Source organism: Rhodoblastus sp. (assembly GCF_041915505.1).
In the GTDB taxonomy this organism is placed as follows: Bacteria; Pseudomonadota; Alphaproteobacteria; order Rhizobiales; family Beijerinckiaceae; genus Rhodoblastus.
In genome coordinates this window covers 1-16,568 of record NZ_JAYSBG010000043.1, presented here as the reverse complement: position 1 = coordinate 16,568, position 16,568 = coordinate 1, and the positions used below count along the sequence as shown (strand labels likewise).

14 protein-coding genes are annotated in these 16,568 nt (G+C 65.1%); 2 read left to right on the top strand and 12 right to left on the bottom strand.

Annotation, left to right across the window (positions count from 1 at the left end; translation table 11 throughout):
* Nucleotides 1-103: 103 nt before the first annotated feature.
* The 9 genes from ACE3S9_RS05000 to ACE3S9_RS04960 form a co-directional block, all read right to left on the bottom strand.
* Nucleotides 104-484: an XdhC family protein gene (locus ACE3S9_RS05000; RefSeq protein ID WP_374545337.1), complete on the bottom strand. Its 381-nt coding sequence runs from the start codon at nt 482-484 to the stop codon at nt 104-106.
* 17 nt (nt 485-501) lie between these two features.
* Nucleotides 502-1,152 (bottom strand): carbon monoxide dehydrogenase subunit G, encoded by a 651-nt coding sequence (locus ACE3S9_RS04995; RefSeq protein WP_374545336.1) that lies wholly within the window; start codon nt 1,150-1,152, stop codon nt 502-504.
* 39 nt (nt 1,153-1,191) lie between these two features.
* A complete protein-coding gene (locus tag ACE3S9_RS04990; protein WP_374545335.1) occupies nt 1,192-2,022 on the bottom strand; it encodes an XdhC family protein in 831 nt (276 codons plus the stop codon).
* Between the two features lie 11 nt (nt 2,023-2,033).
* Nucleotides 2,034-3,215: a VWA domain-containing protein gene (locus ACE3S9_RS04985; protein WP_374545334.1), complete on the bottom strand. Its 1,182-nt coding sequence runs from the start codon at nt 3,213-3,215 to the stop codon at nt 2,034-2,036.
* Nucleotides 3,215-4,102 (bottom strand): AAA family ATPase, encoded by an 888-nt coding sequence (locus ACE3S9_RS04980; protein ID WP_374545333.1) that lies wholly within the window; start codon nt 4,100-4,102, stop codon nt 3,215-3,217. Before ACE3S9_RS04980 ends, ACE3S9_RS04985 begins: the two co-directional genes overlap by 1 nt.
* A 21-nt stretch (nt 4,103-4,123) precedes the next feature.
* Entirely contained in the window at nt 4,124-6,544 is a 2,421-nt protein-coding gene (locus ACE3S9_RS04975) for an aerobic carbon-monoxide dehydrogenase large subunit (RefSeq protein WP_374545332.1), read from the bottom strand.
* Nucleotides 6,541-7,041 carry a (2Fe-2S)-binding protein gene (locus ACE3S9_RS04970; protein ID WP_374545331.1) on the bottom strand — a complete coding sequence of 167 codons (501 nt, stop codon included), beginning with the start codon at nt 7,039-7,041 and terminating at the stop codon, nt 6,541-6,543. Before ACE3S9_RS04970 ends, ACE3S9_RS04975 begins: the two co-directional genes overlap by 4 nt.
* Nucleotides 7,042-7,064: 23 nt before the next feature.
* Nucleotides 7,065-7,937: a xanthine dehydrogenase family protein subunit M gene (locus ACE3S9_RS04965; protein ID WP_374545330.1), complete on the bottom strand. Its 873-nt coding sequence runs from the start codon at nt 7,935-7,937 to the stop codon at nt 7,065-7,067.
* A gap of 125 nt (nt 7,938-8,062) precedes the next feature.
* A complete protein-coding gene (locus ACE3S9_RS04960) occupies nt 8,063-9,259 on the bottom strand; it encodes an MHYT domain-containing protein (protein WP_374545329.1) in 1,197 nt (398 codons plus the stop codon).
* Nucleotides 9,260-9,682: 423 nt separating this feature from the next.
* Between ACE3S9_RS04960 and ACE3S9_RS04955 the strand changes: the two genes are divergently transcribed.
* On the top strand, nt 9,683-10,795 hold the full coding sequence (locus ACE3S9_RS04955) for a molybdopterin-binding protein (RefSeq protein WP_374545328.1): 1,113 nt from the start codon (nt 9,683-9,685) through the stop codon (nt 10,793-10,795).
* A gap of 83 nt (nt 10,796-10,878) precedes the next feature.
* Nucleotides 10,879-11,433 (top strand): thioredoxin family protein, encoded by a 555-nt coding sequence (locus tag ACE3S9_RS04950; protein ID WP_374545327.1) that lies wholly within the window; start codon nt 10,879-10,881, stop codon nt 11,431-11,433.
* Between the two features lie 810 nt (nt 11,434-12,243).
* Here the strand turns inward: ACE3S9_RS04950 and ACE3S9_RS04945 are convergent.
* The 3 genes from ACE3S9_RS04945 to ACE3S9_RS04935 form a co-directional block, all read right to left on the bottom strand.
* Complete coding sequence (locus ACE3S9_RS04945; protein WP_374545326.1) at nt 12,244-13,896, bottom strand: OFA family MFS transporter; 1,653 nt, start codon at nt 13,894-13,896, stop codon at nt 12,244-12,246.
* Nucleotides 13,897-13,936: 40 nt separating this feature from the next.
* On the bottom strand, nt 13,937-15,193 hold the full coding sequence (locus ACE3S9_RS04940; protein WP_374545325.1) for an Nramp family divalent metal transporter: 1,257 nt from the start codon (nt 15,191-15,193) through the stop codon (nt 13,937-13,939).
* Nucleotides 15,194-15,273: 80 nt separating this feature from the next.
* Nucleotides 15,274-16,476, bottom strand: coding sequence for a cupin domain-containing protein (locus tag ACE3S9_RS04935; RefSeq protein ID WP_374545324.1), 1,203 nt, complete (start codon nt 16,474-16,476; stop codon nt 15,274-15,276).
* Between the last annotated feature and the right edge of the window lie 92 nt (nt 16,477-16,568).

Here is a 16,568-nt window from a genome sequence, read left to right as displayed (position 1 = left end):
GCGCGCGCCAGGCGCTGATCGCCGCTGTCGAGATCGGTGATGAGAACGCAAGGGCGGCGCCGCGCCATGTCCTCGTTCATCGCGAACAGAATCTCGCGCCGCATCAATCGATCCTTTCGACGAAGATTCTGATGCGCCCGCCGCAGGACAATCCGACGCGCCAGGCGGTTTCATTGCTCACGCCAAAGTCCAGCAAGGCGGGCGCGCCGGATTCGATTGCGTCGAGCGCCGCGACAATGACGTCGCCCTCGACGCAGCCGCCGGAGACCGAACCGAAAAACCGACCGTCTTTGTCAATGACGAGATGGCTGCCGACCGGGCGCGGCGCCGATCCCCAGGTTTCGACCACCGTGGCCAGAGCGACGGCGCGGCCTTGTTCGATCCATTCTTGCGCGCGCAACAGAATGTCCCGGTCGGAGACGGCGCGATCGCCGTCATCCGATGGAGGCTTGCAATCGTGTCGCCGTTCCGTCGTCTGGTCCATGGCGCGACCGCCGCCGCCTATTTCGCGGCGCAAATGGGGAACAGCAATTCGCCGCCGCGATGGTGGGACCCGTCGAGGCAACAAGTCGGAAGGGTCAGGCCCACGATCAGCAGGCAAGCGGCGGTGGATTTGCCGAACAGGCCGCCGAGCCATCCGCGCAGCCACGACAGCGAGAACAAAGCGGCGAGCCAGCCCTGCTTCGGCGCCTCCGCGACCGATGGCGCTACAGCCTGTTCGCGGGCGACGACTTCGCCGAATTTCTCGAAAAATTCGCCGGCGAGTTTTTTCGCCGTGGCGTCGATCAGCCGGCCGCCGAGCTGCGCGAGCTTGCCCCCGACCTCCGCCTTCACTTCGTAGTGAAGAATCGTCTCGGCGCCCGCCGGCTGCAAGGTCACTTTGGCGCCGCCCTTGGCGTGGCCGGCCATGCCGCCCGATCCTTCCCCGGCGATGCGATAGCCGTTGGGCGGATCGATATCCGAAAACACCACCTTGCCCTTGAAGGAGGCCTTGATCGGTCCGACCCGCAGCGTGGAGACCGCCTGCATCTCGGTGTCGGACAGACGTTCAATGCTTTCGCAGCCGGGGATACATTGTTTCAGCACGTCGGGGTCGTTGAGCGCCGCCCATACGATGTCGCGGGGAGCGGGAATGGTCCGGGAATCGTTCATGTCCATTTTGCGCGTCTCTCCTTGGGAGAATGAAAATTTTCAGGCGACGAGGCCGACCGCGCTCCGGGCGGGCCGGGCGCGGATCTGCACGAGTTCGGCCAGGATCGACAAGGCGATCTCGTCCGGCGTGACCGCGCCGATATCGAGACCCGCCGGCGCCTTGACGGCGTCGAGCCGCGCGGGTTCGATTCCCTGCTCGCGCAGTTCGGAAGCGAGGGCGGCCGCCTTGCGGCGGGAGCCGACGAACAGAACCTGAGCGAAGGGATGGGCGAGCGCGGCGGTCAGCGCCGCCTCGTCGCCGGCGCCTTGCGTCGAGACGACGATGAATCTCTGTCGCCGGGTCTTGGGCAGTTCGAAACCGACGATGCGTCGCGCGGCGGCGTCGAGGAGCGGATGGGCGCTCTCCGGCGCGGCGGCGGTCACGTCGAAGCCGAAGCGCCCGGCGAGTTCGACCAAAACGAGTGCGACGGGCGAGGCGCCCATGACGACCAGTTCGGGCGGCGGCAAGATCGGTTCGATGAACAGGTCCATGGTCCCCTCGCTCGGGCACATATTGCGCGCGTAACGCACGCCTTCGCGCGTGTCGCCGGCCTTGACCCCGATCCCGGCGAGCCTGTCGCCGGGCTGGACGGAGATCAGGCGCGACTGCCCGTCCGCGATGCATTCACGCGCCGCCTTGATCGTCGCGCCGCGCGCGCAGCCGCCGCCGATCCAGCCCCAATGGATCGCGCCGTCTTCGAGAATGATGGCGTGCGCGCCGGCCTTGGCGGCGGTAACCGAAACGGTGCGCACCACTGACACCAGCGCGAAGGGAACGCCGCCCTCCCTCAGGCGGGCCATCACGTTCCAGATATCGGGATTGGAGGACATGACGCGCTCCATCACAATTTGGCCAGATAGGATTCAAGCGCGGCGAGACTCGCGAGATTGTGGGCCGGCGCGAACAGATCGACGAAGGGCAAGGCCGCATTCATCCCGACGCTTTTCGGCTCGTAGCCCGGCCGGCCGAGCAGCGGATTGAGCCAGACGATGCGCCGGCAGCGCCGCCGCAAATGACGCATCGCCTCTTTCAGAAGATCGGGCTCGGCGGTCTCGAAACCGTCGGAAACGATCATCACCGCCGAGCGCGAAGTGATCGCGCGCTGCGCGTGGCGCGCGTTGAAGGCCGCAAGGCATTCGCCGATGCGGGTGCCGCCGCCGACGCCCTGCGCCAGCAAGGCGAGCTTGTCGGTCGCGCGCTGCCGGTCCTTGTCGCGGATCGCCGACGTGACCTCGACCAGACGGGTGTGGAACAGAAAGGCCGCCGCCTGGCGAAAGTGACTGAGCGCGCCGTGAGCGAAGCGCAGGAAGAAGGGCGTATAGGGATCCATCGAGCCGGATGAATCGAGCAGCAGGATCAGTTTGAGCGGCTTGCGGCGCCGCCTGCGAAAGACCAGTTCGACCGGCGCGCCGCCATGCCCGATATTGCGGTGGATGACCCGCCGGAAATCAAGCCGCCGGCCGTGGCGACCGGCCCGGTCGCGCCGGCTGAGCCGCGTCCGCATCAGACGCGACAGGCGTTCCGCAAAGGCGCTCGCGCGCTCCATCTGCTTGGGATCGAGCAGATGGCGAAAGTCGCTCTTGAAAAGCGATTCCGCTGCCGAGGCGCGCCCGCGTCCGGCTTCCGTCTCGTCGCGTTCGGCGGCGTCCGTTTCGGACGTTTCGGCTTCGCTTTTCCTTTTCCGCCCGGACGTGTCGCCGGCCCCTGCCGACGCATTTCCTTCCGCTTGCGGCGTCTTGCGGCCGTCGCTGAACGTCACCCGGCCGCGTAGGCCGCGCGCCAGCCAGAAGGCGTCGAACAAGGCGTCGAAACGCTCCCAATCCTCACGGCGCGTTGCGACAAGCCCGCGCAAGGCGTCGCGGAACAATTTGATGTCGCCGCGCTCAAGGGCGCACAGGATGCGGACGGAATCCTGGCTTTCGGCGAGGCCGACGACAAAGCCGTTTTCGCGCAGATCGCGGATGAAGGCGAACAGACGCGAGAGCAGGGGATTGGCCTCATGCGGCGAGGGGATGTGATTCATCAAGCCGCCCCCGCGACGAGCCGCGTGATCGTCTCCGGCGAAAGCCGGATCTGATCCTCGCGGGTCTTCAGCAAGGTCAGGAGAATCTCGCGGATGGCGCCCGGATTCTCGCCGAGATCGCGCTGGCCGATGCCGGCGAGCGCGGCGACGAAATCGAGCGTTTCGCCGACGCCCGGCGCCTTCTGCAATTCCTCCTTGCGGATTGCGCGCAGGAAGCGCGCAACCTGCAGTGCGAGACTGGCTTCGATATCCGGACGCCGCGCGCGGATGATCGCCGCCTCGCGATCGGGCTCGGGAAAATCGATGTAATGATAGAGGCAGCGGCGCCGCAAGGCGTCGGAAATGTCGCGCGATCCGTTTGACGTCAGCACCACGCGCGGCGTCGAGCGCGCCTTGATCGTGCCAAGCTCCGGAATGGTGATCTGGAAATCGGACAGAAGTTCGAGCAGAAAGGCTTCGAACTCCTCGTCGGCGCGATCGACTTCGTCGATCAGCAGGACGACCGGCTTTTCCGATCGGATCGCGGCGAGCAGCGGCCGTTCGAGCAGAAAGGCTTCGGAGAAAATCTCGCTTTCGATCAGTTCGTCATGGTCGCGTCCTTCGCGCGCCTTGATGGCGAGAAGCTGGCGCTGGTAGTTCCATTCGTAGAGCGCGGCATATTGATCGAGGCCCTCATAGCATTGCAGCCGGATCAAGCGCGCGTCATGAACGGCGGCGAGCGCCTTGGCGACTTCCGTCTTGCCGACGCCCGCCTCGCCTTCGAGGAACAGCGGACGGCCGAGCAGGTCCATCGCCCAGAGCGCCGTCGCCAGCGACGGGTCGGCGATATAGCCGACCGCCGCGAGGCGATCGCTGATGTCGTTGCGAACCGACGGATTGGCGCCCATTGCTCGTTTCCTGTCTCGCCCTCAGTCGTGGGCGCCTAGTTTCTCCGCCGCTTCCCAGATGCGCCAGGAATCGTGCGGCATGTCGATATGGACGGCGCCCAGGAACGCGAGGGCGTCGTTCACGGCATTGGAGAAACAGGGCACGCCGCCGACATGGGGGCTTTCGCCCACGCCCTTGGCGCCGATCGGATGATGCGGCGACGGCGTGACGGTGTGGTCGGTCTCCCAATGCGGCGTTTCGACCGCCGTCGGCAGGAAGAAATCCATGAAGGAGGCGCCGAGCACATTTCCCGCCGCGTCGTAGCGAATCTCCTGTCCCATCGCGACCGCGAGCGCCTCGGTGAGGCCGCCGTGAACCTGGCCCTCGATGATCATCGGATTGATGCGCGTCCCGCAATCGTCGAGCGCGTAGAAGCGCCGAACCTTGACGGCGCCCGTATCGACGTCGATGTCCATCACGCAGAAATAGGCGCCGAACGGATAGGTCATGTTGGGCGGATCGTAATAACTGACCGCTTCGAGGCCCGGCTCCAGATTGGGCACGCCCTTGTTATAGGCGGCCCAGGCGATGTCCTTCATCGCCATGCGCTTTTCGGGCAGGCCTTTGACCTGAAAACCGTCGACATCCCATTCGAGATCGTTGTGATGGACCTCAAGAAGATGCGCCGCGATCATCTGCGCCTTGGCGCGGATTTTTCGCGCGGCCATGGCGATGGCCGCGCCCGCCACCGGGGTCGAGCGCGAGCCGTAAGTGCCGAGCCCATAGGGCGCCGTGTCGGTATTGCCTTCCTCGACACTGATGGCGTCGGCCGGAATGCCGATTTCGGTCGCGATGATCTGGGCGTAGGTCGTTTCGTGACTCTGGCCCTGGCTCTTGGTGCCCATGCGCGCGATGGCCGAGCCCGTCGGATGTACGCGGATCTCGCAGGAATCGAACATGGCGACGCCGAGAATGTCGCAGTTTTTCGAAGGCCCGGCGCCGACGATTTCGGTGAAGAAGGAAACGCCGATTCCCATGATCTCGCGCGTCTCGCCGCGCTTGAACGCCTCGCGTTTGCGCGCCTGCTCCTCGCGCAATTGGCGATAGCCGACCGCCTCCATGGCCTTGTTCATCGCCAAATGATAATCGCCGGAATCATATTCCCAGCCGAGCGCGGAATGGTACGGGAACTGCTCGCGGCGGATGAAATTCTTCAACCGCAGATCGACCGAATCCATCCCGAGTTTTTGCGCCAGAACCTCGATCCCGCGCTCGATCGCATAAGCGGCTTCGGTGACGCGGAACGAGCAGCGATAGGCCACGCCGCCGGGCGCCTTGTTGGTATAGACACCGTCGACTTCGAGATGGGCGACCGGAATGTCATAGGAGCCGGTGCAGATATTCATGAAGCCGGCCGGCCATTTGCTCGGGTCGGCGCAGGCGTCGAAAGCGCCGTGATCGGCCAGCACATGGCAGCGCATGCCCAGGATGCGGCCGTCCTGCGTCGCGGCCAGTTCGACCGTCATGTGATAGTCGCGGGCAAACGAGGTGGTCGACAGATTCTCCATGCGATCCTCGACCCATTTCACCGGCTTGCCGAGGACGATGGAGGCGACGATCGAACAGACATAGCCGGGATAAACGCCGACCTTGTTGCCGAAACCGCCGCCGATATCGGGCGCGATCACATGGATCTTCGCTTCGGGCACGCCGGACAGCAGAGCGACCACCGTGCGCACGACATGCGGCGCCTGGAACGTGCCATAGAGGGTGAGTTCGCCCTTGATCTTGTCGAAGGACGCGAGGCTCTGGCAGGTTTCGAGCGGCGAGGGATGGGTGCGGTGATAGAAGAAGGTCTCCTTCGTCGTCACCGGGGCCTTGGCGAAGACCTCGTCAGTCGCGGGTCGGTCGCCGACCTGCCAGTTGAAAATGTGATTGTAATGTTTGCGCGCGCCATGGGCGCCGGTCATCTTGTCCTTGATGTCCTCGCGCAGCAGCGGCGCGTCCTGGTCCATCGCCTTCCACGGATCGATCAGCGGCGGCAGCTCTTCATAATCGACTTCGATCAGTTCAATGGCGTCGGCGGCGATATAGCGATCGTCGGCGACCACAAAGGCGATTTCCTGGTTCTGGTAGAGCACTTTCTCGTCGGCCAGCACCGCCGCGACATCGCCGGCGAGCGTCGGCATATAGTGCAGCTTCAGCGGCTTGAGGTCTTCAGCGGTGAGCACGGCGCGCACGCCGGGTAGGGCCTTGGCCTTGGAGACGTCAAGTTTCCTGATGCGCGCATGGGCATAGGACGACCGGCAGAAATCGCCGAACAGCATGCCGGGCAATTTGATGTCGTCGACATAATTGCCCTTGCCCTGGGTGAAGCGCACGTCTTCGACGCGCTTGCGCTTGCAGCCGATGCCTTCGAGACGGGCTTCGCGCTGCTCCTTGGTGACGACATGCTCGTTCATTCCGCGACCTCCTGCAAAGGCGCGCCGCTCAGTTCGGCGGCGGCGCTTTGAATCGCCTTGACGATGTTCTGGTAGCCGGTGCAGCGGCAGAGATTGCCGGCGATCCCGAAGCGAATCTGCTCTTCGGTCGGATTGGGAATTTCCTGCAGCAGGCGGTGCGCGCGCATCACCATGCCCGGCGTGCAAAAGCCGCATTGCAGGCCATGCATCCGGCGAAAGGCGTCCTGGATCGCGTGCAGGGTTCCGTCCGGCGCCGCCATGCCCTCGATGGTGGTGATGCTCGCGCCATTGGCCTGAACCGAGAAAAGGGTGCAGGATTTGACCGACCGGCCGTCGAGATCGACGGTGCAGGCGCCGCAATGGCTGGTGTCGCAGCCGATATGGGCGCCGGTCAGGTTCAACTGCTCGCGGATGAAATGGATGAGCAGCGTGCGCGGTTCGACCAAAGCTTCGACCGGGTCGCCATTGACCGTCATTTTGATGTGAAGTTTTTCCATTGACGTCTCCTGACGAAGCGGCTTCAGGCGTTGGCGGCGCGGTCGAAGGCGCGGCGCAAGGCGCGCGCGACCATCACCCCGGCGACTTTGGTGCGGTAGGCGGCCGTGCCGCGCCCATCGGTCGCGGGGGAGGCGATGGCCTCGGCGGCGGCGGTCGCCCGCTTGAGCGTTGCTGGATCGAGCGCCGAACCGATGACGGCGCGCGCGGCTTCTTCCGCGACCAGCGCCGTCTCGCCGACATTGGTCAGCGTGATCGCGCAATCGGCGATGACGCCATTCCGGCGGGTGAGGATGACGGCGGCGGCGGCGGTGGCGTAATCGCCGATCTTGCGCTTCATCTTCTCGTATGCGTAGCCGTGGCCGCGCGGCGGGTTCGGCGCGACCACGGCGACGAGGATTTCGCCCGGCTGCAGATCGGTGAAATAGGCGCCCTGATAAAAATCGCGCGCGGCGACCGTCCGTTCGGCGCCGCCGGGTCCGGCCAGGCGATAAGAGGCGCCGAGCGCCATCATGACCGCCGGCATGTCATTGCCGGGATCGCCATTGGCGACATTGCCGCCGATCGTGCCGCAAGAACGGACCTGCGGGTCGGCGATCATCAGCGAAGTTTCGATCAGGATCGGGGCCTGCGCCTTGATGAGGTCGGAGGCGATCAGCTCGGCCTGGGTGGTCATGGCGCCGATGACCAGCGTCCCGTTCTCGACGGTCACGCCTTTCAATCCCGCTATGCCGCCGAGATCGACCAGATGCTGCGGCGTGGCCATGCGCAGTTTCATCATCGGGATGAGGCTGTGGCCGCCGGCGAGCGGGCGCGCTTCGTCGCCGAGGCTCGCGAGCAGCGCCGAAGCCTCGCTGATGGATTGCGGTTTGTGATAGGTGAAGCTGCCGGGAATCATGCCGACCTCCGGGGTGGGACAGACCCGGAGGATTTTTCGGATCGCAGCGCACAAACAACGTTTATTGGCTTATGCGCTTCCCGCTTGAACGACTTGCGGCCGGCCTTGCACGAAATGCGGGCGGCTCATTCATGAAATGCGGCCGGCTGCAGCCTCAGACCGTTCATGTCGAGCAGCGCGACGCGTTGGCGCAGCGCCGCGGTCCGGCCGCGCGCCACGGGAATGCTGCGTTGCGGCGAGGCGTCCTTGATCTCGACAATGCTGTTTTCGCCGTGGCGGTTGATACGCCCGACATGCGGAATCGCCACCAGATAAGACCGATGCACGCGCATAAAAATCCGCCCGTCGAGACTGGCCTCCACGGCGTTGATCGGCAGCTTGCAGAAATATTCGCATTTCCCGTCGGAGATATAAGTGTAATGCGCATTGGCGCGGACGGAGCGAATCTCGCCGACCGGAATGGTCCGCGCGCGCCCGTCCTTTTCGACGGTCAGGAAATCGGCGAAGCGGGGGGCTTTGTCGGGCGTCGCCTCGGCCGCGACCAGCGCGGGCGCTGCCTCGGGCGCTACGCCGCTTTGGCTGACGGCTTCATCGGCGCATTCCGAGATCGGTTGATCGGCCGAAGACCGTTCGGGAATGAACGACAGCAGGAAGCCGCCGGATATTGTGAAGCCGATGAGCGCGACGACAATGGCCAGCGAATCCCGGGACAGGACGGGCGCGGCGTTTGGCGGCCGGACCGCGCAGAGGACGAAGCTGGTGCCGGCCATGGCCGTGTAATGCATCCCCGCAATAGCGACGCCGAGGATCACCGCCGCGAGCCAGATCGGGATCGCCGTGGTCGAACGATTGAGCAGCCACATGGCGAGCGCGCTCGCCGAAATCGCCACGAACAGCGACAGCACCATATGGAGCAGGTCGGTTTGATAGCGGTCGGCCGATTCGATCGCGAACATCCCCAGGAAATGCATGACGAAAATGCCGCTTCCCATCGCCAGGGCGCCGATGGCGATCCGCAGCCGGGGCGAAATCGGCATCTGCACCGCGCAAACGCCGACGCCGACGACGATGACGCAGATCAGGAACGAAACCAGCGTCGGGAGCACGAGAAAGGTTGCGTCATTGGGCAATTCCGCGGCGAGAATGCCGACGAAATGCATGGTCCACACGCCGACGGCCAGCGTCAAAGCGGCGACGGCGGTGCGGAATTTGCGCGATAACCCGACCCGACCTTGCGCCTCCATGGCGAAGGTCAGGCCTACATAGCCGCCTTGCACGGCCATGACGACCGACAAGGCGACGAGCCACGGTTCGAGGACCATCTCTTTTCCTCCCCCGATCGGCCGTGGACTTTTTTGGCTCTTGGCGCGTCCTGAGGCGTCTGACCGGAATCTGTAAATCCTATACCCACTTCCTTTTTGTTTGAAGGCTTTCGATAGGCGCCAAAAACGCCGCGATTCGTGCGCGCGCGCTACAATTCGCGCGGGCCGCTGGCGTTTCGTGCGCCGGACAGGCGATTTGAACAATAGTCATTGCATCTCCACGCCGGCGCTCCGAGCCTCTGACCATCGGCCGAGGCGGTTGTCCGGCGCGGGGGCGAGGGCTTTTTCCCCGCAGCGAGATCGTCCGCCGACGGCGATCAACAGTTCGTGAGCGCCACGCTTAAGGCGCTTTCATTCAACACGGCGCGGCGGCGACGCCGTCGTCCTTCGAGCCGGGGCCGCGATGCTCATCGCGTGGGAAAAATGCGTTTTGGCGCCGTAGCGATTGAAGACAGCCTTGGCGGCGTCGTCGCCCATGCCGTGAAAACCGGCGGCCTGCTGCTGAAGAAGGGCGATATCGTCACGCAGCGCCATATCGAGTCCTTGCGCGCTTTGGGCGTCGAAACCATTGTCGTGGCGCGACTGGATCCGGACGATATCGAGGAGGACCAGGCCGCTCACGCCATAGCGGGCGCCGTCGCGGGCCGAAACCTTTTCCCCAAAACGCCGACGACCGGCCGCGCCAATCTCTTCGCCGCCTGCGACGGCGTTTTCGTCGCGGAGCGACAGTTCATAGACGCCGTCAATGCCATCGACGACGGCGTCACGCTGGCGACGCTCGAACCGATGCGGCCTGTTCGAAAGGGCGACATGGTCGCGACGGTCAAGATCATCCCTTTCGCCATTTCTTCCGCAAGTCTCGACAAGGCCAAAGCGGCGATCGGCGGCGGCCGGCTCGCGGTCGCGCCCTTCACGCCGCACCGCGTCGGCGTGGTCTCCACGCTCCTGCCCGGGCTCAAGGCGACGACGGTCCGAAAAACCCTCGACGTTCTCGAAAATCGGCTCAAGCCGTGGGGCTCGCAGATCGCGGCCCGGTTGGAAACGACGCATGAGACCGCGGCCTTGGCCGGGGCGATCGCCTCGATGAGGCAGGACATCGACCTCATCGTGATCTTCGGCGCCTCCGCCATCACGGATCGTCGCGACGTCATTCCGGCGGCGATTGAACAGGCCGGGGGCCGTGTCATTCATCTTGGCATGCCGGTCGAGCCGGGCAATCTGCTCCTGCTCGCCGAAACCGCCGACCGCCGCCCCATCATCGGCGCGCCCGGCTGCGCCCGCTCCAGCAAGGCGAACGGCTTTGATTGGGTGCTCCAGCGCCTGCTTGCCGATCTCCCCGTCACTGCGGGCGACATTCGGCAGATGGGGGCCGGCGGCCTGCTGGTCGAAGCGCCCGCCGGGCGCAAGAGCGGCGTTCAGCGGAACGAGCCGCCGCAGTTCGACAAGCTTGCTCCGTGGGGGCCTGCCGCGACAAGGCCGCCGGTGTCGCTGGTCAATCACGCCGCCGCCGCGCCGGGCGTTGATTCTCCCGGCTGAAAGGGCCACTCTCGCCGCCGACCTTTTGACGCGCCGGCCAGAGGCGACGGATCGCGCGAAAAGCCCCTGAACGGGAGGCGAATATGGCGGCCAGCCCCTCGAACATCCTCTTCGATCTTCCCGCGCCGGATTTCGCTTTGCCCGGCGTCGACGGCAAGACACACAGTTTCGCCGATGTCGCCGGCGAAAAGGGGACGGTGATCGTCTTCATCTGCAATCATTGTCCCTATGTGGTCGCCGTCATCGACCGTCTTGCGGCTGACGCGCGGACGCTCATGGCCGAGGGAATCGGCTTCGCCGCCATCTGCTCCAATGACGCGGCGGCTTATCCCGACGATTCCTTCCCCCGGATGAATGCATTCGCGCAGCGGCACGCTTTGCCTTTTCCTTATCTTCACGACGAATCGCAGCAGGTCGCGCGCGCTTATGACGCGGTCTGCACGCCGGATTTTTTCGGCTATGGCGCGGATGGCAAGCTGAAATATCGCGGCCGCCTCGACGAGGGACGAACCGCCCCGCCGCCGGCCGGGGCCCGGCGCGAACTGGTCGAAGCCATGAGAGCCATAGCCGGCGACAACAGGATCCCGCCCTGCCAGACGCCCTCGATGGGCTGCTCGATCAAGTGGAAGAATTGCTGAGCGACGCGGGGCGTCCCGACGCGCTGTCGCCGCATCTGTTCGCGGCGGCGGATTGGGCGCTGCATATGCCGGCGATGGTCGGGGACGACACCGATTTCTACGTCGGCATTCATCACGCCATGAATGTCGGCAAACAGTTCCGGCCCGATCATCCGCTGCTGCCCAACTACAAATACGCGCCCATCGGCTATCATGGCCGCGCGTCGTCGCTGCGCACGAGCGATTGCGGCGAGTGGATTGTCTTGAAAATCAAAATCGGCCCGGCTATCAAAAGCGGGCGATCGCACGGACGTGTTTCCTCACGTCGCGGAATGTTTGAACAAGACGCAGGATGTCAGGATGTTCCGGCGATCCGCCATCATTGGCGCAGTGATTTTCATGGCGGGCGCCAATTTCCCGGCGGCCGCGGCGATCTCGAATCTGGCGTGCTATTGGGCGCTGAATTCGGCCTGCGGCGACGTTCAATTGGGCGGCAGCCGATTGCGGACCTGTTTCGACGCCCATTCGGACAGGCTGTCGCGTTCTTGCGGCCAGAAGCTTCCGCATGTCGTCGCCGCCGCGCGTCACTGCGAAGCGGACGCGCGACGGATTTGCGGCCAAACCGCGCGGGCGTCGTCCCTCCGCTCCTGCATGAATCACCGACTCGCCGAGGCCGGCGCTCCGTGCCGAAACGCGCTCGCCCGCGTGGGCGTCCGGGTCCCGAATACGCGTTAAGCTCACAGGCGGCCGAGGGGCGGACGGAACCATGGTCTCATCGGGCGGCTGCGCGCGCCGGGCCTTTTGAGGTCGGCGCGCGGCGTTCAAACACGATCAGGAAAAGATCTTCAACACCTTCTCAAAAGTCTGGACCACGCCCCAGGCCAGCGGAATCCCGACCACCGCCCAGGCCAGAGCTGTCTTGAGGTCGAATCCGCCCTCGCCGATGCCGTGCTCGCCGATCGGTCCCGACGGAATGGCTTGCGCCGCCTGGCGCGCCGCCGATTCCTTTTCCGGCATCAGCCATTTCGGATCGACCGGCCGCACCAAAGCGTTGCAGATCAGGCCGAGCACCAGAAAGCCCGCCAGCACATACATGGTGACGTCATAGAGCCGGTCGGCGGGGACGCCCGCGGCCTTGTTGAACTCGCGGATATAATTGACGACCACCGGGCCGACGATGCCCGCCGTGGACCAGGCGGTCAGCAGGCGGCCGTGGATCGCGCCGACATATTGGGTGCCGAAAATATCCGCGAGATAGGCCGGCACGGTGGCGAAACCGCCGCCATACATCGACAGGATCACGCAAAAGGCGCCGACGAACAGGGCCTTGTTTCCCATATGGGCGAAGGTCGGCGTGCTGGCGTAGAGCGCAATGCCGAGCAGGAAGAACATGAAAAACGTGTTCTTGCGGCCGAGCCGGTCGGAAATGGTCGCCCAGCCGATGCGCCCGGCAATGTTGAACAGCGAGAGCAGGCCGGCGAAGCCCGCCGCGATCCCGGCTATGGCCGCCTTCTGGCCGCCGTCGAGCGCGGCGAAACCCAGTTCGGGCTTGCCGAGCAGCGCGCCGCCGAAGATCTCCTGCAACATCGGCGAGGCCATGCCGAGCACGCCGATGCCGGCCGAGACGTTCAGGCACAAAACCGCCCAGATCAGCCAGAACTGCGGCGTCTTCAGCGCGTCGTTAAGATGGACGTCGCCATGGGTGATCATGCCTTTTTTCGTCGGCGCGGGCGTCCAGCCATGCGGGCGCCAGCCGTGCGGCGGCACGCGATAGCCGAAGGCGCCGCCGAGCATATAGACGAAATAGACGCAGCCGAGGACGAGAAAGGTCTGCCACACGCCGACGGAAGTCGGCGTCTTGAAATGGTTCATCAACAGCGTGGCGAGCGGCGAGCCGATCATGGCGCCGCCGCCAAAGCCCATGATCGCCATGCCGGTCGCCATGCCGCGCCGGTCGGGGAACCATTTGATGAGAGTCGAGACCGGCGAAATATAGCCCAAGCCGAGGCCGACGCCGCCGATCACGCCCGGGCCGAGCCAGAGCAGCCAGAGCTGGTGCCAATAGACGCCGAGCGCGCCGATCAGCAGTCCGCCGGCCCAGCAGAAGGCGGCGACCACGCCGGCCCTGCGGGGGCCGGCGCGCTCCAGCCAGCCGCCCCAGATGGCGGCGGAGGAGCCGAGCAGCACGAAGAAGAGCGTGAACATCCAGCCGAGATCGGCGATTTTCCAGTCGCAGGTGGTGGTGAAGAGCGCGGTCATCAGGCCGGATTCGGCCGGGCAGGCGACGGGCTTGGTGACGCCGATGGCCTGGCTCAGCGGCAGCCAGAACACCGAAAAGCCATAGGCCATGCCAATGCAGAGATGGATGGCGAGGGCCGCCGGCGGGACCAGCCAGCGGTTGAAGCCGGGCCGCGCGATGGTGGCCTCGCGATCCAGCCAGCCGGCCGGCGCCGCCGGCTGTTTGGCCCCGATTGAAATGCTCATTCGATCCTCCCTGTCTTGTTGTTCGATGGTGATGCGGCGTTCAGCCCATGGCCTGCGCGACGAGCACGAGATTCAGGCCGAGAACGATGGCCGCGGAGACGCCGGCGAGCGCCTGGATCGTCTTGCCATTGGCGAAGGGCCCCATCAGGTCGCGGCGGCGCGCCAGAACCAGCAGCGCGATCATCGGGACCGGCAGCAGCACGCTCAGCGCGACCTGGCTCCAGACCAAAGCGTCGATGGCCTTCACGCCGAGGCCGACCACGACAAAGGACGGGATCATGGTGACGAGGCGGCGCAGCCAGATCGGAATCGAAAATCCGACAAAACCCTGCATGATCATCTGGCCGGCCATGGTCCCGACCGCCGCGCTCGACAGGCCCGAGGCCAGCAGCGAGATCAGAAACAAAGCGGCCGCGCCCTTGCCGAGCAGCGCCGTCAAACTGCGATAGGCGGTTTCGATTTCGGCGACATCCGAGGCGCCGGCGTGGAAAGCCGCCGCCGCCATCATGACCATGGCGATATTGATCAGGCCGGCGACGCTCAGCGCGACGACCACCTCGCGATTGGACAGGCGCAGCAGCTTGCGCCGATCCTGTTGCGTCCGGGCGGGAATGCGTTGTTGGGTCATGCCGGAATGCAGAAAAACGGCGTGAGGCATCACCGTCGCGCCGATCATGCCGACGGCCAGCAGCAAAGCCGCGGAATCCGCGATTCTTGGCGTCGTCGCGCCGAGCGCCGCGCCGGCCCAATCGACCGGGGCGATGAACAATTCCAGCACGTAAGAGATCGCGATGGCGGCGATCAGCACCGCGATGACGATTTCCAATTGGCGGAAACCGCGCTTCTCGAACAGCAGGATTCCGAACACGACCAGACCCGCCGCGACCATGCCGATCGGCAGCGGAATGTCGAACAGCAGCGCAAAGCCCAACGCCGCGCCGATGAATTCGGCGAGATCGGTCGCCATGGCGGCGATTTCGCTCGCGACCCACATCGCCATCACGACCGGCTTGGGAAAATGGTCGCGGCAGAGTTCGGCGAGATTGCGCCCGGTGACGATGCCGAGTTTTGCCGACATGGCCTGAAACAACATGGCCACGGCATTGGCGAACAGCACGACCCACAGCAGGCCATAGCCATAACGCGCGCCGGCCTGCATATTGGTCGCGATATTGCCGGGATCGACATAGGCGACCGACGCGACGACGGCCGGCCCGACAAAAGCGAGATGGCCACGCCAGCCGCGGGCGCGGCCGGACAGAACCTGACGCGCGACTTCGACCGTTCGCGCGGACATGGATAATTCGCTCGCCGCCTCCATCTCGTTCCTCTCCCGGATCTTTCTTTCGCGCGGCGTTTTCGCCGTCGCGTCTTCGTTCAGCCGCGTTTCAGGCGCGCGATGGTCTCCTGCGGAACGCCGGCGAAATTATTGGCGAGCAGATAAGCGGGGCTCGACCGCACCATGCGGTCGAGCAGGATTTCCTCGAATTGGCCGCTGTCCCAGACCTGGACCATTTCGAGTTCGTCGTCGCCGGTGTTGCGGATGGCGTGGCCGAAGCCCGCCGGAATCGCGGCGATGTCGCCGGGGCCGAATGCCGCGATTTTTCCGCGTCCGCCCGAGCCGAACAAAGCCACATGTCCCCGGCCGCGCAGAAAATAGATCAGTTCGCTGGCGTTGGGGTGCCAGTGCAGCTTGTGCAATGCGCCGCGCTCCAAAGTCATGGTTGCGCCGGTCATGGTTCTGGAGGCGGGAAATTCCTTCGCGCTGGCGAGGCGGAAGCTTCCGCCGTCGAAATCGCGCGCGGATTTTGCGTCGCGGCTCAGCCGGAATTTATGGGTCGAGTCCTTCGGCCAGGGCGCCTCCAGCGCGTCTTCCGGCTTCAGGATCGGGCCGGCCTGGATGAAGGTCTCGCCCTTGGGAAAGGCGTCGAATACGTCTTTCGGAACGCCGAATTCCTGCGCCAGCATGTCCTTGGGCGAAAGGTCGATCCAGTCGGTGATCGAAAAGGCGCCGATATCGGGCGAGAAGGCGCCGTCGTCGAACGCCAGCAGCAGATTGCATGGCTTGTCGCCGATGGTCTGGATAGCGTGGCCGTGCCCCTTGGCGAAATACCAGATATCGCCGGGCTCGAAATTATTGATCTCGCTCGCGCCGGCCGGGTCGATCACCACCGTCTGGCAGCGTCCGTCGAGCACGATGGCCCATTCCGCCGCGCTGGCGTGCCAGTGCAATTCGCGCGCGGCGCCGGGATTGAGCAGGGCGTGGACGCCGGCGATGGCCCGGCTGATCGGAAGCTGGCGCGCCGACACTTCCTTGACCCAGCCGCCGGACGCCACGTGCGGCTTCTCGGCGTCCAGCGCGAAGCGGAACTCCGGCATGTTTGCAACGTCTTTTGGATCATGCCATGCGACGGCGCCGCCCGGCGGCAATGCCGTTGCCCCGCGCGCAAAACCGCCGTCGCCGGGCTGTGCGATATAGGGCTTTTGGGGCTCTTGCGCCGCCGCCGTTTCGGCGATGGCCGGAAAGCAAGCCGCGCCCCATGCGGCGATTTCCATGAAATTCCGTCTTGTCGAGACCATAGCGGAAGCCCTCGAAAAGCGCCGCGCGCCGCCGCGAAAAAGGGCGCGGCCCGGGAGAGGCCGCGCCTAGAGTCGAGTGGGGATGGGAGGGA